A 21,644-nucleotide genomic window follows, 5' to 3' on the forward strand; every position below is an offset into this window, starting at 1 on the left:
AAAAATAGAAAATGGACAACAATCAAAATCCACAAGACGGAAATGTAAACATTCAACTGAACGAGATGGTAGCACAAGGTGTATATTGTAACCTAGCGCTTGTAAACCATTCTCCATCGGAGTTTGTTCTTGATTTTATTCAATTAATGCCAGGAGTTCAACAAGCAAACGTAAGATCAAGAGTAATTCTTGCTCCTTTGCATGCAAAAAGAGTTCTTGCTGCTTTGCAACAGAATATCACTAGCTACGAACAACAATACGGTGAGATCAAAGAAGTAGAGCCTTTCGTAGTTGGACAAAACAACAACGTACAAGCATAAGAGACTTTCTCTTATCCGAATACTTAGAATGCCTGCAAACTATTTGCAGGCATTTTATTTTTAAAATGGCGAAGAAAAGTAGCGGTCGCTTCTTAGGATATTCTTAAATCCAAAAGCTTTTCGGATTCAAGAAATCCTTCTAAACAATCGTTTTCGATTACAGGACCCACGCCCTCTGGCGTACCTGTAAAGAGTAAATCTCCGACGCGTAAAGTGAAATACTTTGAGGCGTATGCGATCAGTTCATCTACTTCAAAAAGCATCGAGCTTGTATTTCCCTTTTGAACTTGCTGTCCGTTTTTCTGAAGTGAAAAATTTAAATCAGATAGTGCGAAGTTTTCTTTTTTAAAGAAGGAGCTGACCACCGCCGAACCGTCGAAACCTTTGGAGATTTCCCAGGGCAGTCCTTTGGCTTTTAATTCACTTTGAAGGTCTCTGGCCGTAAAATCAATTCCAAGTCCAATTTCTTCATAGTGTTTATGTGCATTCTCCTTTTGAATGTATTTACCCACTTTTGAAATTTTTACAACCACTTCTAGTTCGTAGTGAAGATCCTTTGTGAACTCCGGAATGTAAAATTCATTCCCTTTTAAGAGTGCAGTGTCTGGTTTAAGGAATAAGACAGGCTGCGTAGGCACTTCATTTCCAAGCTCTTTTGCGTGGTTTTTGTAATTTCTTCCAACACAGATTATTTTCATTTGAATTGGTTTTAGAATTTAGCTTTTAATTGAATTGCGGTTAAAGTCTTTTTTGTGTAAAGTGGAAAATCCGCATTTTGGATCCAACCGTAATACCCAATATCCCTCTGGAATACTTCTTTTACGCGCTGTCCTTTGTATTTACCAAAGGTAAAGATCTCTTGTTCATCCTTGTCGTATGCAATAAATCCCGCCAAGTCTGCAAACTTATGATAGGATGAGAATTCGCTTATGGCTGCGATTTCATTAGAAAGCTCATCGTATTTTGCGACTTGGGCGTCTAAAATTTCAAAAGTCGCAAGCGTATCCGCTTCTGCCGAGTGTGCGTTTTCTAAGGTTTTCCCACAGTAAAATTTATAGGCGGCCGCTAGATTGCGTGGTTCCATCTTATGGAAAATAGTTTGGGCATCCACGAGTCTCATTTTGGTCAAATCTACATCCATTTCGCACCGGAGAAGCTCCTCCATTAGTAGGGGAACATCAAAACGATTCGAATTAAAACCTCCAAGATCGCAGCCAGAGATCATCTCTGCAATGGCTGGGGCAAGTTCTTTGAATGTCGGTGAATCCTTTACCCTTTCGTCTGAGATGCCATGCACTTCGGTGGCTTCTTTTGGAATTGGCATTTGAGGGTTGACAAGCCAGGTTTTTGATTCTCTGGACCCATCCGGATTCACTTTTAAGATGCAGATTTCGACAATCCGGTCTTTACTAATGTTGATTCCGGTGGTTTCTAGATCAAAGATGCATAGAGGTTTATGGAGTTTTAGATTCATAAATTGTTTTTTAATTGGAATAGGCAGTACCTAGTTCATGGTTTTCTGAAAGGCTAGCGATAAGACAATATAGTAAACCACAATCAGTGGAATTCCTATGGTCTTAAAAAGTAGAAGTAAGACAATGCTTCCCAATAGCAGTAGTAGTTTAGGGAGATTGTCCGCTAGAGTAAATGATTTAAATTTTAAAGCAAACATTTTGATAGGGCTAACAAGCAAATAGGAACTAAGGGCGGTTAGTCCTACCAAGATCCAAGGCGTGTTCAGCGCATCCAGAAAAGAATTCTGAGTTTGCAAGGTATAGTAAAGTCCAAATATCAAGAGGGTATTTGTCGGGGTGTTTAAGCCTACGAAATGATAGCTTTGGGAATCGTCCAAATTAAAAATCGCAAGCCGTAGACAGGACATTAAGGTGATGAAAAACCCTAAATAGGAAAGCTCAAAAACAAAGTCACTTCCTAGCGTAAGGGTATATCCTTCCAACAATTTATACATCGCAACCCCAGGTAAAAAGCCAAAGCTTACCATGTCTGCAAGGGAATCAAGTTGTACTCCTAATTCGGAATTTGCCTTTAGAAGCCTTGCGACAAAGCCATCGAAAAAATCAAATAGCAAAGAAAACAAGATGCAGATTGCTGTAATCTCGTACTGACCTTGAAACAAGTGCACAATTCCAATACAACCTGAGAAAAGATTGGCTAAAGTGAAGCCATTGGCTAAATTATTTTTGAGGAAATTCATAGTGATGAGTTGGTTTTCAAATTTAAGCTTCTTAGCTGAAAAACGATTCCAATTAAAGCAAAAAAAGCGGTGACCACAGTAAATAATAAAGAGGCCGAGACACTTTGTGTCGCATCCAAATGAAAATAAGTGGAAGCCTTTAAAAAGAGCATCTCACGAATTCCAATTCCTGCAAACGAAATCAGACTAAGGACAGAGCTCGCTAAAAATAGGAGCGCATAGGGTAAAAAGTTTGTAGTGACTCCCAGACACTTAAGCAGTAGAACGAAACTAATTGCCTGCAAGGTTTGGATGCCAAGTGAAAAAAGAAGTCCTTTTGCAAAGAGAGTTTGAAAGGCAGGGAAGAACTGTTTTAAAATAAAATAGTAAACCAAAAGCCCTACCATTAGCAGTAAGAAGAGGAAGACCCAATACGAATTGAAGAGCAGTAGGGCAATGAAAATACCAAGTCCTAGAAGTGCGACGAGTCCACTAATGCGATCGTTTAACACGCTAAAGGTGAGTTTTTTCAAATTCCATTGGAACTTTTTATTTAAAAGATAAACCTTATAGGCATCGCCACCGATTCCACCCGGGATGAAAAAATTATAGAACATGCCGAGGAAATAGAGCTCGAGGTTGCTTCTGAAAGAAAGGGAAAAGCCATGGGCTTTAAAGTAATAATCGAGTCGTTTGGCGGATAAAATTTGAGAAGCTAAAAACAAAAGTGCGCCTAAGAAAAGGTACTCATATTCAATTTGTGTCCACAAGGAAAGTAGCTCGTGAAGTGGAATTTTTCTGAGTACTAAAAAGAGTAGACCGAGGCTTATTATCAGCTTTAAGGCCGTACTTACCTTCTTGTTGATTTTAATGGCCCTCAAACTGTGTGATTTTGCGAATGTTAAAAGGACGTTTTCTTTGCGACTCATAGTAGGTCTTCATTAGCATATCCACCACGATTCCTGTGGTGAAAAACTGGATCCCAATAAACACCAATAAAACTCCTAAAATAAGCAAAGGCCTTGTCCCGATTTCATTGCCGAGAATTTTAAGAATTACAAGATAAAGGTTGATGAGCATTCCCAGAGTAAAGGCAAGAAGTCCAATGTTTCCAAATAGATAGATTGGTTTGGATAGGTATTTTTGATTGAAAAGCACGAGAAGTAGATCGTTAATGACCTTGAACGTACGATTCATTCCGTATTTCGATTCGCCATGAATTCGCGGGTGATGTTTCACCGGCATTTCCGCTATTTTTGCTCCGTTTAGGTGCGCCATCAAACTAATAAAACGATGGTTTTCACCGTATAGGTTTAATTCTTTTGCGGTTTCTTTTGTAAAAACTTTTAGAGCACATCCTTGGTCTGAAATGGCCAGTTTCGTTGTATTCTTGATAATGAAATTCGCGATTTTGGAGGGAATTGTGCGCACTGAAGAATCCTTTCTCTTTTGTCTTTTCCCGACCACTAGGTCATAATCCCCACTTTCTAAGAGCTCAATCATAGCGGGTATATCGCTTGGGTCGTTTTGTAAATCTCCGTCAAGCGTAATGATGTAATCTCCAGAGGCGAAATCGAATCCGGCCATCATTGCAGAACTTTGGCCATAATTCTTTCTGAGTTCAATTAAAACTACGTTTGGATCCTTCTTGTCCTTAATTTCTTTCACGGTCTGGTCGGTAGAGAAATCATCAATTAGAATGAGTTCGTAACGATAAGCACCCATCGCTTCTCTAATTTTGTCTATAAGTAGACCTGCATTGCCCTTTTCGTTGTACATGGGAATAACGAGTGAGTATAGTAGCGCTGGATTCATGGTTTGATTTTGATTGATTAAATTTGTAGGTCTAAAGAAGCACAAAAATACTAAAAAACTAGTAGTTCTATGAATTCAAACGTTCAACTAAGCCAAGCTCAACTTACGATTCTCTATTTGGGATTTGCACTGGTGTATATTTTGGGTCTATTTGTGCCCTTGATGCAAAACGATTCCGCGCAGCATGCCTCTATGGCTATGAAAATGGTACTTAATGGAGACTACCTAAATATCTACAAAGGAGAGCTTCCTTACTTGGACAAACCGCACATGCATTTTTGGCTGGCAGCAGCTTCCATGAAGCTTTTTGGAATTAGTGAAATAGCGTATCGAATTCCTGCCTTGCTCTGTTTGGTCCTAGGGGCCTATTCAACTAAGAAATTAGCAGAACTCCTGTATAGTTCCCCTCAAGTAGGACACTGGGCCGCGTTGATTTTTCTCTCTGCGCAGGGTATTATTCTCTCTGCTCACGATGTGCGTACCGATGCAGTACTCACCGGTTTTGTCGTCTTTTCCATTTGGCAGTTTGTAGTAGCCCTCCGATCCCAGACTCTGAGCGGTTATCTTTTGGCGGGATTTGGAGCCGCCATTGCTTTCTCATCCAAAGGTCTAATGACCCTAGTCATCATTTCCTTCTGTGTGTTCGCCTACCTTCTCTATAGCAGAGAATGGAGACGGTTTTTTACGCCTAAATTGATTTTAGCTGCCTTAGCTTTTTTTCTTGGCTTAAGCCCCATCCTCTATGCGTACTACCATCAATTTGGTCGAGAAGGAATTGAATTTATCCTATTAGGACAAAGTGTTTCTCGCATGACTGGGGACGGTTTTGCACCGAATAATTCTGATTATATTTTCTTTTTCCATACGCTACTGTGGGTATTTTTGCCCTTTTCTCTCGCATTTTATTTTGGTGTTTTTGAACGGACCAAAGAAATGATAAAAGAAAAATTCAGAAAGAAAGAAGGAGTGGAATTTCTAACCTTAGGTGGGTTTTGGCTCGTGATGCTCGTTTTTAGCTTTTCAAAATTCAAACTTCCTCATTACCTAAATGGGTTAATTCCTATCCTTGCCATTTTGACGGCCTCCTATCTAAGTCGGCTTTCTTTGAATCCCAAGGACAAAAGAATTCGAGTTCTTTGGTCGATTCAGTTAGTGATTATCTTCTTTTCTATTCTTCTTGTTTCATGGCTTTCAATTGAATTTACGGGGATAGAAAATACGGTTTTATGGATTGTAGGAGCCATTCTGTTTGCACTATTGCTCTTTCGAATCTTTTCGGCTCAACCTCTATTCAAAAAGTATCTGTATTGCTCTTTGCTTTTTTCTATCGCACTAAATGTGTATTTAAACGGTCAGTTTTACCCTGTCCTCACGAAATACCAAGGGAGTTATACGCTCGCCAAGTATGTGAATCAAAGTGAGTTCGACTCCAAGAAAGTTTTTATGTTAGAGGGGAGTGAATATTGGGCGTTTGATTTTTACACAAAACAAAACACAAAGCGTATCGAAAGCGAAGAATTGAAAACAGGAGATCTACTTATCATTGATCAGAAATCTTTAGATGGGTTCAACAGGCCGTACCAAGTCCTAAAAACAGAAAAAGATTACCGAATTACAAGACTAAATATGAAGTTTCTTTCCTCCAAAACGAGGGCTCAAAAACTTTCAAAAATGTACTTAGTACGGATTCAGTAGCGAAATCCATTCATGGATCTTTTGAAATTCCATTTCTGATAGAAAAGACCTTATGGGGTGAATAAGAAAATAGTTGGAGTTTAACTTTTTTTAATTACTTTTATCAAACTTATACAAACCTTAACAAATTATTAATATTGTCATGAAAAAAATGTTTTTTGCTTTTATAGCTTTGTTTTTTGCCACTTTATCATTCGCTCAAATTGAGGGGAAATGGAAAACAATAGACGACGAAACCGGTGTGGCGAAGTCTGTCGTTGAAATTTACAAGAAATCCAACGGGCAGTACTACGGGAAAATTTCTCAACTACTGGCCAAAGTTGAAAATGAAAACTGCGTGAAATGCAGTGACGATCGTAAAAATAAGCCGTTAGAAGGACTAGAAATTATTCGTGGACTTAAGAAGTCAGGTTCTGAATTCACAGGAGGTACAATCACGGATCCTAAAACAGGGAAAACGTACAAATGTACAATTACAAGAGACGGTGATAAGTTGAACGTAAGAGGGTATATCGGATTCTCTCTCATCGGACGTACGCAAACTTGGCACAAGGTGAAGTAAGCGATCTTATTAGTTAAACAAAAATGCGCCCTTTTCTAAGAGCGCATTTTTGTTTTTTAGGGTTTAAATTGAACAGCCAAAAGCTTCCTTTTATTGGTTCTAGTGCGGTTGGACTTATGAAAGGATGAACCTCATTCAAAATGGAGGCGTGTTGGCCGTTTATATAATTTAATTCACTAAATTTGTCGGCAGAAAAACAATACGAGACATGGCAGAATATACTTTTAGAGAAGTGATTGCGCAGGCAATGAGCGAAGAAATGCGTAAGGATGAATCCATTTACTTAATGGGTGAAGAGGTGGCAGAATACAACGGAGCTTACAAAGCTTCCAAAGGAATGCTTGAGGAATTCGGAGAAAAACGAATTATTGATACGCCGATTGCAGAACTTGGATTTACAGGTATTTCCGTAGGGGCTGCAATGAACGGAAATCGTCCCATTGTGGAATTTATGACCTTCAACTTCTCTTTGGTAGGGATTGATCAAATTATAAACAATGCTGCAAAAATCAGACAAATGAGCGGGGGTCAGTGGAACTGTCCAATCGTTTTTAGAGGACCTACTGCTTCGGCTGGTCAATTAGGAGCAACCCACTCTCAGGCTTTTGAAAGCTGGTATGCAAACTGTCCAGGACTTAAAGTCGTTGTGCCTTCGAATCCGTACGATGCAAAGGGACTTTTGAAAACGGCCATTCAAGACAACGATCCCGTGATCTTCATGGAATCAGAACAGATGTATGGAGACAAAATGGAAGTTCCAGAAGAAGAGTACTACTTGCCTATTGGGAAGGCGGATATAAAAAGAGAAGGAACGGATGTAACCCTTGTTTCTTTTGGTAAAATCATGAAACTTGCCATGCAAGCCGCAGAAGATTTAGCGAAAGAAGGAATTTCAGTAGAAGTAATCGATCTTCGAACTGTACGTCCACTTGACTACGATACCATTTTAGCTTCTGTAAAGAAAACCAATCGTTTGGTTGTTTTAGAAGAAGCATGGCCATTTGGTTCCGTCGCTTCCGAAATTACCTATATGGTACAACAGAAAGCGTTTGATTACCTTGATGCTCCCGTGAAACGTATCACGACTCCTGACGCACCTGCGCCTTACTCCGCAGCTCTTTTCTCCGAATGGTTCCCGAAACTAGAAACTGTAAAAGAAGAGCTTAAAAAAGCAATGTACATTAAAGCATAAAATAGATAAAAACTCTCGAAAGAGAGTTTTTTCATTTATACAATGATATTTTTTGCCTTCGGAAATAGTTTACCTTTGCCGAAATTTTTTCAAAATGTTACAAAATACTACCAGTCAATCGTTTGATATAAAGAAATTGTCCTTTTTAGGGGTGATTGTCTCACTGGGTATTGTGTTCGGGGATATTGGTACCTCGCCATTGTACGTGATGAAGGCGATTGTAAATGCTTTTCAATTTGCCGATTCGGCCTTGCCCTTAGATGAATACATTGAAGGGGCTCTTTCGTGCATTATTTGGACCCTTACCCTGCAAACCACGATCAAGTATGTGATCATTGCCCTAAGAGCTGACAACAAAGGAGAGGGAGGGATTCTAGCTCTCTATTCCCTTGTGAAAAGACTTAAGAAACCTTGGCTTTATATAATAGCCTTAATTGGAGCTGCCACCCTGGTAGCAGACAGTGTGATTACACCCTCGTTAACCATTATGTCAGCGGTTGAAGGTCTTAAAATATACAATGTAAATACGCCCGTAGTTCTGATCACTTGTGTGATTTTGCTAGTCGTTTTTTTAATGCAGCAGTTTGGAACGAGTCTTATTGGGAAGTTTTTCGGTCCTATTATGGTCGTTTGGTTCTTAGCACTCGGCGGGTTTGGACTACTGCATCTCTTTGATCATATAGAAATTTTAAAAGCATTTAATCCGTATTATGCCTATCAACTCATCACGCATTCGCCAAGTGCGATTGTGATTATGGGCGCGGTGTTCTTATGTACGACGGGGGCCGAGGCTTTGTATTCGGACTTAGGCCATTGCGGAAAGAAAAACATTCAAATAAGCTGGGTTTTTGTAAAAATCATGCTAATCTTAAATTACCTAGGTCAAGGTGCTTGGATTTTAGACAATCTGCATGAGGCTCATTCCAGTATGAATCCTTTCTTTGGAATTATGCCTTCTTATCTTGTGCTTCCTGGGGTTATTTTAGCTACCGCAGCTGCTGTGATTGCAAGTCAGGCGGTGATTACAGGTTCATTCACCATGTTTTCGGAAGCCATGTCCATTAACTTTTGGCCAAATCAGAAGATTGAGTACCCCTCCGGTGTGAAAGGCCAAATGTACATTCCAAAGATCAATTGGACTCTTTTATTGATGTGTATCGTCGTTGTGCTATTCTTTAAAGAATCCAGTAAGATGGAGGCGGCCTATGGTCTTACCATTACCATCACGATGCTCATGACCACCTGTCTTTTGCTATTTTGGTTACGCCGCAATCGAATCAGCAAAATTTTAATTGTGTTGTTTGCTGCAGTCTACCTTTCCATTGAGCTTGGGTTCTTCTATGCGAACGTGATTAAGTTTTTCGACGGAGGTTGGCTCACTGTTGTATTAGGAGGATTAATTGGAGTTGGAATGTACGCATGGTACAATGGAAGACAGATTAAAAATAAGTTTATCAAATTTGTGAAGCTAGGAGAATATGCCCCTGTCATTAAGGATTTGAAGTTGGACGAAACGATTCCTAAATACGCAACCAATTTAGCCTTTCTGAGTCGAGCAAAAAGAGCAGATGAAATTGAATCTAAAATCATCTATTCGATCCTTCACAAGCAGCCGAAAAGAGCAGACCATTATTTTTTCCTGAATATTATTAACCAGGAAAATCCCTTTACATTCAAGTATGCGGTAGAAGAGGTGGTTCCCGGAACCATTTATCGTGTGAATTTTTATTTAGGGTTTAAGATTGAGCGCCGTATCAATGATTATTTTGATAGTGTTCTGGCGGATTTGATGGAACAGGGCATGATCCCTTCGAGAAGTGCGCATCCTTCCCTTCGAAGTCATAATATTCCCCCAGATCTACGGTATGTGATTATCGATAATACCTATATCAACGATACCCTACTTACCGTGAAGGAGAAGATTACTCTCAATATTTATAATTTTGTAAAGTCCATTGGGAGTGATGATTTCAAAGCGTGGGGAGTCTCTCCACACAACGCCGTAGTCGAGTCTGCGCCACTTTTGAATCAAATGGTACGAATCAAAAAAATAAGCCAAATCGATTCAAAAAATCTTTAAAACAGGGACAAGAGTCTAAACTTTTTAGTCGGTTTTGAAGCCGGCTCCTTAGAGCTAATCTCAATTTAATTTAATAGATTTGTAGACAATTATTATTAATGGACGCAAAGCAAACAGACTCGAACAAACAAGTTATCAAAGAAGTTTTAAAACAATATCTTCAAGATAAAGGGTTTCGAAATACGCCGGAACGTTATACGATCTTAGAGGAGATTTACAATATGGATCACCACTTTAATGTGGATGATTTGTATTTGCTTATGATGCAGAAAAAGTACCATGTGTCCAAGGCTACAATTTACAATACCATTGAAATCTTTTTAGACGCCGGACTTATACGTAAGCATCAGTTTGGAGAGAAGACCTTAACGTCTTCTTCCTATGAGAAATCTTATTTTGACAAACAACATGACCATCTTGTCATTTACAAACAGAATTCTGACCGCGAAATTGCAGAAATAATCGAGTTTTGTGACCCACGAATTCAGGGGATTAAAGAGGCCATTGAAGAAGCTTTTGGAGTTGCCATTGACTCTCATTCTCTTTATTTCTACGGCAGGAAAAAAGAATAATGCAAAAAGGCCTCCTTCTTATTTTACTTATCTGTGCCCAGTTCTTTTCCGCGCAGATTACGACTCAGCCAAAGACTCCTTTGGTGAAAGACCTTTTTTTTAACAAACCTTCGCAGCAAACGGTGAGTACCGAGAATGTGCAGCTTGTGCATTCGGATCGTTTTCAGGTGGACCAAAAGAAATTTGAGGGCAATCCTTTTTTTACAGGGAATGTTAAGTTTTCCCACAAAGGATCTATTCTGACGGCGGATGAGGTCATCCTGTATCAGGACGAAAATTTCGTAAAAGCCATTGGAAATGTTCGTCTTGAGAATGCAGACGGATCCGTGATTACCGCTAAGGAAATGGAGTACGATGGGAATACGGAGAGAGGAATCGCAAGAAAGAATGTAGTTTTGACGGATCCGAAACAAACGATCAAGACGGAAACTCTTTATTACGATCGTCGAATTAACCAGGCCTATTTTAATACCGGAGGAACGATTATTAGTGACCAAAGTGTCATGTATACCAATGCAGCCACCTACGATGTATCTACGAAAATCATTGATTTCACTGGGAATGTGAAAATTGACAATCCTGAGTATACCGTAGAGGGAAGCAATATAAAACAATATCAAAACACCAATACGGCTGAGTTTTTTGGACCTACCCGAGTGATTAATAAGGAAAATCCTTCTAATTATGTGTACACGGAGCAGGGGAGGTATTTAATGAACAGCAAGGAAGTTTATTTAAATAAAAATTCGAGAATCCATTACAATGGAAAGGTCCTTACTGGGGACACCATGTATTTTAACCAATTGACAGGTTTTGGACGTGCGAAAGACAATGTAACGCTGGACGATCCGCGGGAAAATCGCTATATCAAAGGAGGGTATGGAGAGATCTACGAAAAGAAGGACTCGGCAATGGTTACGGAAAGCCCTTACGCGGTTAAGATTTTAAAAAAGGATTCTATGTACTTCTCTGCTGATCGAATCTTAGCTTATCAAAAATTAGATTCCACCGGAATTAAAAAAAGTTATTTACGTGCATTCCATAAAGGCCGAATGTTTAAGTCGAATGCGCAGGCAAGAGCGGACTCGATCTCTTTTGATGAAACGGACGGAGTCCTTCATCTAAATGGAAGTCCAATCCTATGGAGTGGGGCTAAACAGGTGACGGGAGATAAGATTGAGGCTTATTTCAATACTCAAAGCGAAGAAATTGACTCCATAAAAGTCCTTGGAAATGGGTTTGCCATTAGCAAAGCTGATTCTTTGAATCTAAAAGATGAGTTCAACCAGATTAAAGGACGGATTCTTACGGTTTATTACGAAAATAATGAGGTGAAACTGGCCCAAGCGCTAGGCAATGCCCAAGCCATTACGTATGCGGATTCCGAGGACGAGAAGACCAAAGAAATGGAACGTCTAGGCGTTGTGCTTTCTACGTGTGGAACGATTGAAGTATTGTTCGCCGATAGACAAGTTCAGGTGATCTCCTGCAATGTAGGAGCGAGATCGGATACCTATCCCATGTCCTTTATCTCAAAGGAGAAACGGTTTTTCCCTGATTTTAATTGGAACACAAAAGATCGATTAAAGACGTGGAAAGATATCTTTGTGGATTCTCCGAACTACGAGACTATCCAATACGAATCGGATGATTCTCTCTATGAGCAGGCACAACTACGCCGAAGAGATGAAAATGCGAAAAACCAACCCAAGGTGGAAAAGCGAACTCGTAAATAAGTCTGCTAATTGATCCGTATCCTTATTTCAGAATTTTCATAGTCGTTTTTAGACCAATATTTCCGAAATTTGCACCATGCAAAAAGAATTTTTCAAGTACCAAGCGCAGACCACTCCATTTGCCTCTGGCTTTGAGGTGGAGCGCGCCGAAGGTTCCTATATTTACGACACGAACAAAAACAAATACCTTGATTTTGTGGCAGGTGTATCTGCCAATACTTTAGGACATTCCCATCCCAAAATTGTCCAGGCTATTAAAACGCAAGCGGATAAATATTTGCATGTCATGGTGTATGGGGAATATGCGCAGCAAATGCCGGTTCAACTGTGCGAACTCCTTGCGCAGTCCACGCCTGAACCTCTCGAAGTGACCTATTTGGTCAACTCTGGAGCCGAAGCGATAGAAGGTAGCTTAAAACTAGCCAAACGCTACACGGGAAGAGAAGAAATTATTTCTTTCAAAAATTCATATCATGGCAACACCCATGGAGCACTTTCTGTTTCTGGGAATGAATATCACAAACGAGAGTTTAGACCCTTACTCCCACTCGTGCAGTTTATTGAATTTAACCGTCTTGAAGATCTCGCTAAAATCACGAAAAAAACCGCTTGTGTTTTACTTGAAACGATTCAAGGGGCTGCGGGATTTTTGCTGCCAGACCCAGCGTATTTGCAACAATTGAAAGAGCGCTGTGAAGAGGTGGGTGCCCTTTTGATCCTGGATGAGATCCAGCCTGGATTCGGGCGAACAGGGAAACTCTTTAGTTTTGAACATTATGGAATTGTCCCAGATATCCTTGCGATGGGCAAAGGAATGGGGGGAGGAGTACCGGTTGGGGCCTTTATGAGTTCAAAAGAAATCATGAAGTCTCTTACGCATTCTCCGAAACTTGGACACATTACCACCTTTGGAGGAAATCCGCTAATTGCGGCGGCATGCCATGCCACGTTAAGCGAAGTTCTCAGCAGTGGACTGATGGAGGAAGTGGACTCAAAAGAATCGCTGTTTCGAAGTCTGCTTGTGCATCCAAAAATTAAAAATGTAAACGGACGTGGACTTATGCTGGCTGTCAATTTACAAGATCCCGACTTTACCCTACGTGTTGCGAAAACTTGTATGGAACTTGGGCTTATTGTTTTTTGGCAATTGTATCGCAATGAGTACCTTAGGATTTCTCCTCCCTTAACGATTTCAGAAAGTGAAATTAGAGAGGGCTGTAAGATCTTACTGCAAGCTCTTGATCAAGCGCCAGATTCAACCCTATAAAAATCATCTTTTTTCTATTGTGTAAATAAGAAATTAATTTATATATTGCGGCACATTAGAAAATATAGAATATGGCCAAGCAGAAAGTGCAGTATGAATATCCAATGCACTGTCTTTCCGAAATTTTGTACGAATACCTTGCGAGCGCTGAAGGGCTTTCCGAGTGGTTTGCAGATGAGGTGATTGAAAGAGGGGATGATTTTTATTTTAGTTGGGGTGGCGGTCCTGCGGAGAAGGCCACACTAATAAGATACAAACCAGAGAGTTTCGTACGTTTCCGTTGGGAAGAAGATGAGGATACAAAAAACTATTTCGAGATGACCATTGTCATTGACGAGATCACGGAAGATTTGGCTTTGAATATCACGGATTTTTGCGAGAAAGGAGACGAGGATGAAAACCGCTTGTATTGGGAAAACTTAATCGAAAATTTGCAGATTAAATTAGGAGCTGCTTAAAAATATATTTGTCCTTCAGTGAGTAACTAAGGAATTAAGAAACGAGATGAACGAGTAAATCGTTCATTTTTTTTTGGTCTGTTTTTTCGGTAAACCTCTTTAAAATGCTTAATTTTGTTCGCTTTATTGAGATAGATATGAATGATATGGTTCTTTCTTCGTCCACGCCTTCGCGTGCTTTTCTATACGGAGATGCAGTAAGTGTTTCTTTTTTTGTTCGAAATTCAAAACTGGTCTTTGCAGAAGAGAGTTATTTTTTTCTGATGGCCTCGATGCGAAAAATGCGAATGAGAATTCCTTTAAGTTATACGCTTGAATTTTTCCAAGAACTCTTTCAAAACGAATTGCTCAAGGAAGATTCTAAAGAAGGCATTATTCATTTTATGGTCTATCGTGAAACGACTGATGGAGCCCTTGAAAAGGCAGGGGTAAAATACTGGTTTGGCTTTTCACCACTTCCGGAACTGATCTCGCTTCAACAACCCCTTGAAATGGATCTGATTAAAGAGATTAATGTAAATACAAATCTCTTAAGCAACATTCGTGTGCATTCCAGTGAAAACATTTACGGGCAGATTTACGCTCTTGAGAATGACCTGGACGATGTGATTTTGTTGAATCCCAACAAACGCATTGCACGCTCTACTTTAGGCAATCTATTGCTATTGAATGGCGAGGTGATTCGGGTGCCTAAACAGACTGAGGGGGCGTATATCTCTCCTTTAATGGAGGCTTTTGTAACCTTTATCCATAAAAACAATCTCGCTCAAATTGAACAGGCGGAACTTGTTGCTTTTGAAAGTCAGAAAGCAGAAGAAATTCTTATGATTTCAGAAGAAAAAGGACTTTTCAGCGTAGGCAAAATTCGAAACAAGGAGTTTTCAAATGTGCGTTTTAAAGAGTGGATTGAAAAATGGAAACAATCGATGCTTGACTAAAGGATTCACGTTTTATTTCACGGCAATACTTTGAGTTTGTCTTTAATTGACAAACCCAACAAACAACCATTTAATAAGTCATTTGCCGGGTTTTTAAACTTTATTTAAAAAGTCTCTCAAAGAAGTTTCAAAACGGATACTTACTCTGATTTTGTACTACAAAGTAAGCCATATTTTCTCTTAAAAAGTCCCAATAGGATTGCTAAAATAATGTTAAATTTTAGGAGGTTAATTCATGGAGATGTCCTCAGGTGCATTGGCCCACAAAAGGTAATCTCCTCCTAGCTTTTGCATCAATTTTTTCCACAAATTATCGTCGTACCTGGTGGTGTAATCTAAATTCGGTATATCGACAGGAGTCCATGCTTTGCGAGCAATTTCCGATTCGAGTTGTCCAGCGAACCATCCGGAATACCCTGCGAAGAATTTGATGTTAAGTAAGTCGATTTCTTCATCGAGCACTCCTTTAATAATGGATTTCCAGTTTTCAGTGGCATAGTAGTTCTCGTTAATCCAAATACTGTCCTCCTGTTCTGTTTGTCCTTTAATGATAAAGAATTTCCGATCCGGTTCCACAGGACCCCCTTCGTACCAGACTGAATTTTTCGTAACCTCTGAGGAATCCGTTATGGAAAACGACTCGTCTTTTTTCTTGTTTAAAATTAGGCCAAATGCCCCGTCAGAGGTATGTTCTAGCAAGAGGACCAAAGATCGGGAAAAAACATCCCCGCTTAGATCGGGCGTGGAAATTAATATTTTACCTTTGTAGGAATAACTCATAGTCAAATGTAAAAAATAATATGGAAAATCTACACGATTGGCGTCAGAATTATAAAAAATCCGAGCTGTTGGAGACTCAAATAGAAAAGAACCCTATGCAGCAATTCAAAACTTGGTTTTTGGAAGCTCAGAGCCTTGAGAATCTTTCGGAGACTAATGCTATGGCTGTATCGAGTCTTGAATCGGATGGGACCCTTAGGACTCGAATGGTCTTACTCAAAGAATATACATGGGAGGGATTTGTATTCTACACGAACTACAACAGTAGGAAAGGCCACGCCATAGAAGAGCATCCTCAAATAAGTCTTCATTTTTTCTGGCCGGCAATGGAAAGGCAAGTGCTAATTAGTGCAAGGGCAGAAAAAGTAGCGGAAAGTCAAAGTGATGGCTATTTCTCTCAAAGACCTAAAGGAAGTCAATTGGGGACGTTGGTATCGAATCAGAGCTCCGTTATTCCCGATCGGGATTACTTGGAGAACCAAATGCACAAGTTGGAACAGCAGTATGAAGGAAAGCAAGTGGAAAGACCTAGCTATTGGGGTGGGTATTTAGCAAAACCGTATGAAATGGAATTCTGGCAAGGACGTCCGAACCGATTGCATGATCGTATTCTTTACCGGCTAGATGAGCATAACGATTGGGTACAAGAACGATTAGCCCCCTAAATTCCTCTTACAGATTTAAAGCAAAAAGAAGCGAACCCCAAAAGAGTTCGCTTCTTTGTTTTAAATCGAAATTGATTATTTCTTCTTTTGACCAGAAACCGCAGTGGCTAAATCCGCTCCTGCTTTGAATTTTGCTACTTTTTTTGCTGCAATTTTGATTGGTTTTTTTGTTGCAGGGTTGATTCCTTGTCTTGCAGCTCTTTCCGCTACAGAAAATGTACCGAAACCTACTAGGGAAACTTTCCCATCCTTTTTCTTAAGGGTAGATTGTACATTAGACATGAATGATTCTAAGGCTGCTTTCGCAGACACTTTTGTAATTCCGGCATCTTTTGCCATCGCGTCGATTAGTTCAGACTTGTTCATAACGATATTTTGTTTTAAAGTTAGTTGTTACTAGAGCAAATATAATACAATTTTCATATTGTGCAAATTTTTTTGAAAAATTTCATCAAAATTGTATTTTTCGCATGGTAAAGATTGAAACTTGATAATTCAAATCTCCCTACGAAATGCGTGTTGTATGGTGCTAAAATTATGCCAAAGACCCTATTGTTCAGTGTTTTCAATTTTAATTTAGATTGGATATTTGAATTGCGAATTATTAAATATAGGGCTTGCTATGGGGCGATCTTTCCTAAAACTTGTGATAATCACAACAAAAGAAGCCAATTAATGCGGGATGGTTAATGTTAACTTCTCTTATTTGCCTTGTATTCAATTGGTTATTTTTAAAAGGTTTTTAGAATTAAATTAATAAATTTGCGGCTATGTTAATTGAACTATTTAAATCGAAAATTCACCGCGTGAGGGTTACGGCCTCCGATCTCGATTATATTGGGAGTATTACGATAGACGAAGCTCTTTTGGAAGCTTCGGGTATCCTAGTTGGAGAACGAGTCTATATTGTAAATGTAAACAACGGGGAGCGCTTTGATACCTATGTGATCAAAGGAAAAAGGAATTCCGGGGAGATTTGTCTCAACGGTCCTGCAGCCAGAAAAGTACAGAAGAACGATATCGTGATCATCATTGCCTATGCGCAAATGACACCGGAGGAAGCAAAGACTTTTCAGCCGAAGATTATTTTTCCAAACGAACAGACCAATTTGTTAACCTAAACGAGAAGACGAGTTGGAAACGAAAAGAAAAACCCCGCTATTAAAAACCTTAGTGACCATCGGTATCTCTGTGGCAGTCGCTGTTTTTTTTCTTTGGCTTGCCTTTCGAGGTCTTGATATTCATGCGATTCAAGGGTATTTTGCCGAAGCTAATTATTTGTGGGTTTTGTTTGCCGCCGTGTTTGGACTGTTGGCGTATTGGATTCGAGCCATCCGTTGGAATCTTCTCCTTGAGCCAATGGGGTATAAAATCTCCAATTCCAATGCCTTGTGGACAATTTCCTTTGGCTATTTAATGAACCTTACGGTGCCTAGAAGTGGAGAACTGGCACGTTCCACCGCACTGTACGGAGTAGAAAAGGTACCCGTGGACCAGTCCTTTGGTACCATTATCCTAGAGCGGGTAATCGATCTGCTTTGCATGATGCTTTTCTTGTGTTTAGCCCTGATCTTAAAATACGACGCAATTCAATCGTTTTTCAACTATGCATTTAGCCAGCAAGGAGCAGAATCTAGCTCAAGCGGCTACTGGATCCTCATTATCGGCTTGATCCTAGTTTCTGGAGCGGTTTTGTTTTTCAGTCTTCGTAGTAAATTGCAAAAAATTGCATTTTTCAGCAAATTGTATGGGATCGTGGACGGACTGGTTGAGGGTATGACAAGTATTTTTCGCCTGAAAAGACCGGGACTCTTTCTTCTTTATTCTCTTGCAATTTGGATTTGCTATTATCTCGCTGCGTACATCGTCTGTTTTGCTTTACCAGAAACGGCAGGGTTTTCGCCCGCTGACGGACTCTTTATTATCGTCATAGGAACTCTTGGGATGATTGTTCCTGCCAGTGGTGGTATTGGAGCTTTTCACCTCGCCGTAAAATTGGGTATTGGAGCCTTGTTTGTAAGTGCTGGAGGCTCCTTTGAGAAAGGTGCAGAAATTGGATTGGCGTATGCGTTTATCTCCCATACCCTACAACTCGTGATTATGGCAGTAATGGGATTCATTTCCATTCCTTTGCTCGCAAAAGCGAGAAGCAAAAGTCCAGCTCTAGCAAAATAGTATTCTACTCCTGCTGGACATTCGTTCTAGTTCGTTCCAAATGCTCTTTTCAGTAAACTTTCCACTTGAGGTTCGCGACCACGAAATCGTTTGTATAAGACCATCGGGTCAATGGAGCCTCCTGCAGAAAGGAGTTTCTTGTATTTTGCGGCCGTTTCTGGGTCAAACAATCCTTTTTCTTTGAAGAGATCAAAGGCGTCCGCTTCGAGAACTTCTGCCCACTTGTAAGAATAGTACCCTGCGGCATATCCGCCTTGGAAAATATGGGCAAATCCAGGGCTCATAGCCGTTTTCTCGTGCGATGGGTACAGATTTGTACCTAGTGTTGCATTGGTTTCAAATGTTTTGACATCGTCTACGGGACTCGAAATCGAATGGTAGGCAAGGTCTAAAAGTCCAAATCCTACTTGTCGCAAAGTTTGATAGCCTTCCATAAAACTTTTGCTTTTGCTTAGCTTCTGGATTTGCTCTAAAGGAAGTGGCTCCCCTGTTTTATAATGTTTCGAAAACGATTGGAGGAATTCCGGTTCATAACAATAGTTTTCCAAGAATTGAGAGGGAAGTTCTACAAAGTCCCATTTGACTGAGGTTCCCGATAAATTAGGGTAATGGGTATCGGCCAGAATGCCGTGAATCGCATGCCCAAATTCATGGAAAAGAGTGGTGAGTTCTTGAAAGGTAAGTAAGCTAGGAGTCGTTTGTGTAGGTTTCGTGAAATTGCAAACCACAGAAATGTGTGGCCTTTGCTCTCTCTCTCCCTTTTTAAATTGACTCTTGTAACTCGTCATCCAAGCGCCAGAGCGCTTTTCCTTGCGAGGGTGAAAATCGGTATAAAGGATTGCTTTTTCTTTTCCGTTTTCGCTAACTAGGTACGTTTGAACATCGGCATGGTAGAGCGGAATGTCCTTTATGAGTTCAAATTTAAGCCCAAACAGACGATGAGCCAGATCAAATACGGCCTCAAGCGAACTTTGCAAAGGGAAGTAATCACGAAGCTCTTCTTCGTTTATTTTCAATTCCTTTTGTCTTCTTTTCTCGGCATAATAGGCATGATCCCACGCTTCCAAAAGCTCAATTCCATCCTCTTTCGCATACGATTTTAAAATTTCAATTTCCTTTTCAGCAAACGGCGTTGCCTTGGTAAGCAGCTCGTGCAAAAAGCTTGAAACTTCTTTTGGGCTTTTCGCCATACGTTCTTCAAGAACGTATTGGGCAAACGAATCATACCCTAAGAGTTTTGCTTTGTCTTCTCGTAAGGAAGTGATTTCCTTAATTAAACTTTGGTTGTCGTAAATTCCCAAGTCGAAAGATTTGGCCGAGTTGGCAAAATAGAGTTCTTTTCTTAACTCCCGGTCTTTTAGGTAAGTCATGGCAGGCACGTAACTTGGGTACTGCAGGGTGATCGTATAGCCCGTTTCTTCTCGTTCCTGCGCTTCAATCGCATAGGGCTCGATTTGACTTTTCGACAAGCCTTCAAGCGCAGATGCTTCCTGAAGGTTCTTTGAGTACGCATGGGTTGAGGCCAAAAGATTTTCCCCAAATTTTAGGGACTTTTGCCCGAGTTCTTTGTTGATGCTTTCTAGTTTCTTTTTGTCTGTGTGGGATAAGAGCGCTCCCCCGCGAACAAAGTCCTTATAGGTCTTTTCCAAGAGTGTGGTTTGTTCGGGGTCAAGCGTAAGCGATTCCTTTGCGTTGTAGACAGTTTGGATACGCTTAAACAACGTTTCGTTGTGTGATATTTTAGCAGAAAACTCTGTGAGTAGGACTGAGACGCTCTGAGCAGTCTTCTGCAGTTCTTCAGAGGTTTGAGCGGAGTTTAAATTAAAAAAGATTGAGGAGATCACCTCTAGTTTTTCCCCACTGAAGCTAAGCGCCTCGAGGGTATTGGAAAACGTAGGAGGTTCTGGGTTTTGCGCAATTTGATCAATTTCTTTTTCTGCAATTTTTACCTCGGCTTGAAAAGCAGGTAAGAAATCACTAGTTTTAATTAAATCAAAAGGTGCGGTCTCATATGGGGTTTTGAATTCTTCTAGTAAAGGATTTGTCATAAGTTCGATTCATTTGGATCAAATTTAAGAAAATATTGATAGGAATCCTTCCGATTGGAAATCCAAATTCAAATTTTAGTAGGGCGAGGAGCAAGGTAAGGAGGGAAAGATCCCGGAAAAAAATGAACCCATCGAACCTAAGCAAAAATCGAACGTTATTCGCTGAATACAATCTGTTGGCAGGGTTTGTACAAAATTGGTTAAATTCACAAGTTCAAACCTAAAGTGAAAACGATGAAATATACAGAAGGAATGCTTCAAAAAGAGGCACTAAAAGGAAAAGTAATTCTTGTGACAGGAGGGGGCAGTGGCCTTGGAAAGGCGATGAGTCGGTATTTCCTGACCTTGGGAGCGAAGGTAGTCATTACCTCTCGTAACCTAGAAAAACTGGAGAAAACAGCCCTTGAACTTGAGCAGGAAACGGGTGGAAACGTTCTTGCCTTAAAATGCGATGTCCGAAATTACGACGAAGTGGAGAAAATGCAGCAGGACGCGGTGAATGGCTTTGGACAAATCGATGTCCTGGTCAACAATGCCGCGGGTAACTTTATTTCTCCTACGGAGCGCCTTACCCACAGCGCATTTGATTCGATATTAGATATCGTACTTAAGGGAACCAAAAACTGCACCTTATCGGTTGGAAAGTATTGGATTGAGAATAAGATCGCAGGAACCGTATTAAATATTGTGACCACCTATGCATGGACAGGATCGGCCTATGTCGTGCCTTCGGCGTGCGCGAAAGCAGGCGTTCTTGCGATGACTCGAAGCCTAGCGGTGGAATGGGCAAAATACCAAATTCGCTTTAATGCAATTGCACCGGGTCCTTTCCCGACCCAAGGGGCTTGGGAAAGGCTACTTCCTGGAGATTTAGCAGATAAATTTGATATGCGTAAAAAAGTTCCGCTTCGAAGAGTAGGAGAACATCAAGAGCTTGCTAATTTAGCGGCTTATTTGGTTTCCGATTATTCAGCCTATATGAATGGTGAAGTGGTCACCTTGGACGGAGGAGAATGGCTGCAAGGAGCAGGACAGTTCAACATGCTCGAACAATTGCCTACGGAAATGTGGGACATGTTAGAAGCGATGGTTAAGGCGAAAAAGAACGGATAAGGATTTCTAGGATAAGGGTTTGGTGAAATTCGGC

Annotated in this window: 22 protein-coding genes; 14 read left to right on the top strand and 8 right to left on the bottom strand. The window is 40.3% G+C overall.

Going from position 1 to position 21,644, the window contains the following annotated elements; all coding sequences use genetic code 11:
- Positions 1-11 precede the first annotated feature (11 nt).
- Complete coding sequence (locus AC3IRX_RS08975) at positions 12-320, top strand: DUF3467 domain-containing protein (RefSeq protein WP_459084675.1); 309 nt, start codon at positions 12-14, stop codon at positions 318-320.
- Between the two features lie 92 nt (positions 321-412).
- Here the strand turns inward: AC3IRX_RS08975 and AC3IRX_RS08980 are convergent, their stop codons facing one another.
- The 5 genes from AC3IRX_RS08980 to AC3IRX_RS09000 are packed head-to-tail and all read right to left on the bottom strand — an operon-like array spanning position 413 to position 4,329.
- A complete protein-coding gene (locus AC3IRX_RS08980) occupies positions 413-1,018 on the bottom strand; it encodes a fumarylacetoacetate hydrolase family protein (protein ID WP_489209828.1) in 606 nt (201 codons plus the stop codon).
- An 11-nt stretch (positions 1,019-1,029) separates the two neighbouring features.
- On the bottom strand, positions 1,030-1,794 hold the full coding sequence (locus tag AC3IRX_RS08985; protein ID WP_489209830.1) for an exonuclease domain-containing protein: 765 nt from the start codon (positions 1,792-1,794) through the stop codon (positions 1,030-1,032).
- A gap of 30 nt (positions 1,795-1,824) precedes the next feature.
- Positions 1,825-2,535 carry a CDP-alcohol phosphatidyltransferase family protein gene (locus AC3IRX_RS08990; RefSeq protein WP_489209832.1) on the bottom strand — a complete coding sequence of 237 codons (711 nt, stop codon included), beginning with the start codon at positions 2,533-2,535 and terminating at the stop codon, positions 1,825-1,827.
- Entirely contained in the window at positions 2,532-3,395 is an 864-nt protein-coding gene (locus AC3IRX_RS08995; protein ID WP_489209834.1) for a lysylphosphatidylglycerol synthase transmembrane domain-containing protein, read from the bottom strand. The genes AC3IRX_RS08990 and AC3IRX_RS08995 overlap by 4 nt, the downstream gene beginning before the upstream one ends.
- Positions 3,382-4,329, bottom strand: coding sequence for a glycosyltransferase family 2 protein (locus AC3IRX_RS09000; protein ID WP_489209836.1), 948 nt, complete (start codon positions 4,327-4,329; stop codon positions 3,382-3,384). Before AC3IRX_RS09000 ends, AC3IRX_RS08995 begins: the two co-directional genes overlap by 14 nt.
- Positions 4,330-4,398: 69 nt before the next feature.
- Here AC3IRX_RS09000 and AC3IRX_RS09005 point away from each other — a divergent pair, with 69 nt between their 5' ends.
- The 9 genes from AC3IRX_RS09005 (at position 4,399) to AC3IRX_RS09045 (ending at position 14,829) form a co-directional block, all read left to right on the top strand.
- The gene (locus tag AC3IRX_RS09005) at positions 4,399-6,024 is read left to right on the top strand and encodes an ArnT family glycosyltransferase (protein ID WP_489209837.1); all 1,626 of its coding nucleotides are present in this window, start codon (positions 4,399-4,401) and stop codon (positions 6,022-6,024) included.
- 142 nt (positions 6,025-6,166) lie between these two features.
- On the top strand, positions 6,167-6,586 hold the full coding sequence (locus AC3IRX_RS09010; protein ID WP_489209839.1) for a DUF2147 domain-containing protein: 420 nt from the start codon (positions 6,167-6,169) through the stop codon (positions 6,584-6,586).
- 208 nt (positions 6,587-6,794) lie between these two features.
- Positions 6,795-7,778: a pyruvate dehydrogenase complex E1 component subunit beta gene (locus AC3IRX_RS09015; protein ID WP_489209841.1), complete on the top strand. Its 984-nt coding sequence runs from the start codon at positions 6,795-6,797 to the stop codon at positions 7,776-7,778.
- A 94-nt stretch (positions 7,779-7,872) separates the two neighbouring features.
- The gene (locus AC3IRX_RS09020) at positions 7,873-9,858 is read left to right on the top strand and encodes a KUP/HAK/KT family potassium transporter (RefSeq protein WP_489209843.1); all 1,986 of its coding nucleotides are present in this window, start codon (positions 7,873-7,875) and stop codon (positions 9,856-9,858) included.
- Between the two features lie 98 nt (positions 9,859-9,956).
- A complete protein-coding gene (locus tag AC3IRX_RS09025) occupies positions 9,957-10,430 on the top strand; it encodes a Fur family transcriptional regulator (protein WP_459084664.1) in 474 nt (157 codons plus the stop codon).
- The gene (locus AC3IRX_RS09030) at positions 10,430-12,166 is read left to right on the top strand and encodes an OstA-like protein (protein WP_489209844.1); all 1,737 of its coding nucleotides are present in this window, start codon (positions 10,430-10,432) and stop codon (positions 12,164-12,166) included. The genes AC3IRX_RS09025 and AC3IRX_RS09030 overlap by 1 nt, the downstream gene beginning before the upstream one ends.
- Before the next feature lie 76 nt (positions 12,167-12,242).
- Positions 12,243-13,433 carry an aspartate aminotransferase family protein gene (locus AC3IRX_RS09035; RefSeq protein WP_489209846.1) on the top strand — a complete coding sequence of 397 codons (1,191 nt, stop codon included), beginning with the start codon at positions 12,243-12,245 and terminating at the stop codon, positions 13,431-13,433.
- Positions 13,434-13,504: 71 nt separating this feature from the next.
- Positions 13,505-13,891: an START-like domain-containing protein gene (locus AC3IRX_RS09040; RefSeq protein ID WP_459084661.1), complete on the top strand. Its 387-nt coding sequence runs from the start codon at positions 13,505-13,507 to the stop codon at positions 13,889-13,891.
- Between the two features lie 146 nt (positions 13,892-14,037).
- Entirely contained in the window at positions 14,038-14,829 is a 792-nt protein-coding gene (locus AC3IRX_RS09045; protein WP_489211483.1) for an aminotransferase class IV, read from the top strand.
- 228 nt (positions 14,830-15,057) lie between these two features.
- Here AC3IRX_RS09045 and AC3IRX_RS09050 read toward each other — a convergent pair whose 3' ends face one another.
- Positions 15,058-15,609, bottom strand: a complete 552-nt coding sequence (locus AC3IRX_RS09050; protein ID WP_489209848.1) for a YqgE/AlgH family protein — start codon at positions 15,607-15,609, stop codon at positions 15,058-15,060.
- 20 nt (positions 15,610-15,629) lie between these two features.
- Here AC3IRX_RS09050 and pdxH point away from each other — a divergent pair, with 20 nt between their 5' ends.
- Positions 15,630-16,274 carry a pyridoxamine 5'-phosphate oxidase gene (pdxH, locus tag AC3IRX_RS09055; RefSeq protein WP_489209850.1) on the top strand — a complete coding sequence of 215 codons (645 nt, stop codon included), beginning with the start codon at positions 15,630-15,632 and terminating at the stop codon, positions 16,272-16,274.
- A 75-nt stretch (positions 16,275-16,349) separates the two neighbouring features.
- Here the strand turns inward: pdxH and AC3IRX_RS09060 are convergent, their stop codons facing one another.
- The gene (locus AC3IRX_RS09060) at positions 16,350-16,640 is read right to left on the bottom strand and encodes an HU family DNA-binding protein (RefSeq protein ID WP_459084656.1); all 291 of its coding nucleotides are present in this window, start codon (positions 16,638-16,640) and stop codon (positions 16,350-16,352) included.
- Positions 16,641-17,044: 404 nt separating this feature from the next.
- Here AC3IRX_RS09060 and panD point away from each other — a divergent pair, with 404 nt between their 5' ends.
- Positions 17,045-17,395 (top strand): aspartate 1-decarboxylase, encoded by a 351-nt coding sequence (gene panD / locus AC3IRX_RS09065; RefSeq protein ID WP_489209852.1) that lies wholly within the window; start codon positions 17,045-17,047, stop codon positions 17,393-17,395.
- 13 nt (positions 17,396-17,408) lie between these two features.
- A complete protein-coding gene (locus AC3IRX_RS09070; protein WP_489209854.1) occupies positions 17,409-18,449 on the top strand; it encodes a lysylphosphatidylglycerol synthase transmembrane domain-containing protein in 1,041 nt (346 codons plus the stop codon).
- A 26-nt stretch (positions 18,450-18,475) separates the two neighbouring features.
- On the opposite strand, the gene AC3IRX_RS09075 is transcribed toward AC3IRX_RS09070, so the two are convergent.
- Entirely contained in the window at positions 18,476-20,497 is a 2,022-nt protein-coding gene (locus AC3IRX_RS09075) for a M3 family metallopeptidase (RefSeq protein WP_489209856.1), read from the bottom strand.
- 234 nt (positions 20,498-20,731) lie between these two features.
- Here AC3IRX_RS09075 and AC3IRX_RS09080 point away from each other — a divergent pair, with 234 nt between their 5' ends.
- Entirely contained in the window at positions 20,732-21,610 is an 879-nt protein-coding gene (locus AC3IRX_RS09080; RefSeq protein WP_489209858.1) for an SDR family oxidoreductase, read from the top strand.
- Positions 21,611-21,644 lie beyond the last annotated feature (34 nt).

The organism is Epilithonimonas sp. KH_059, from assembly GCF_057838485.1.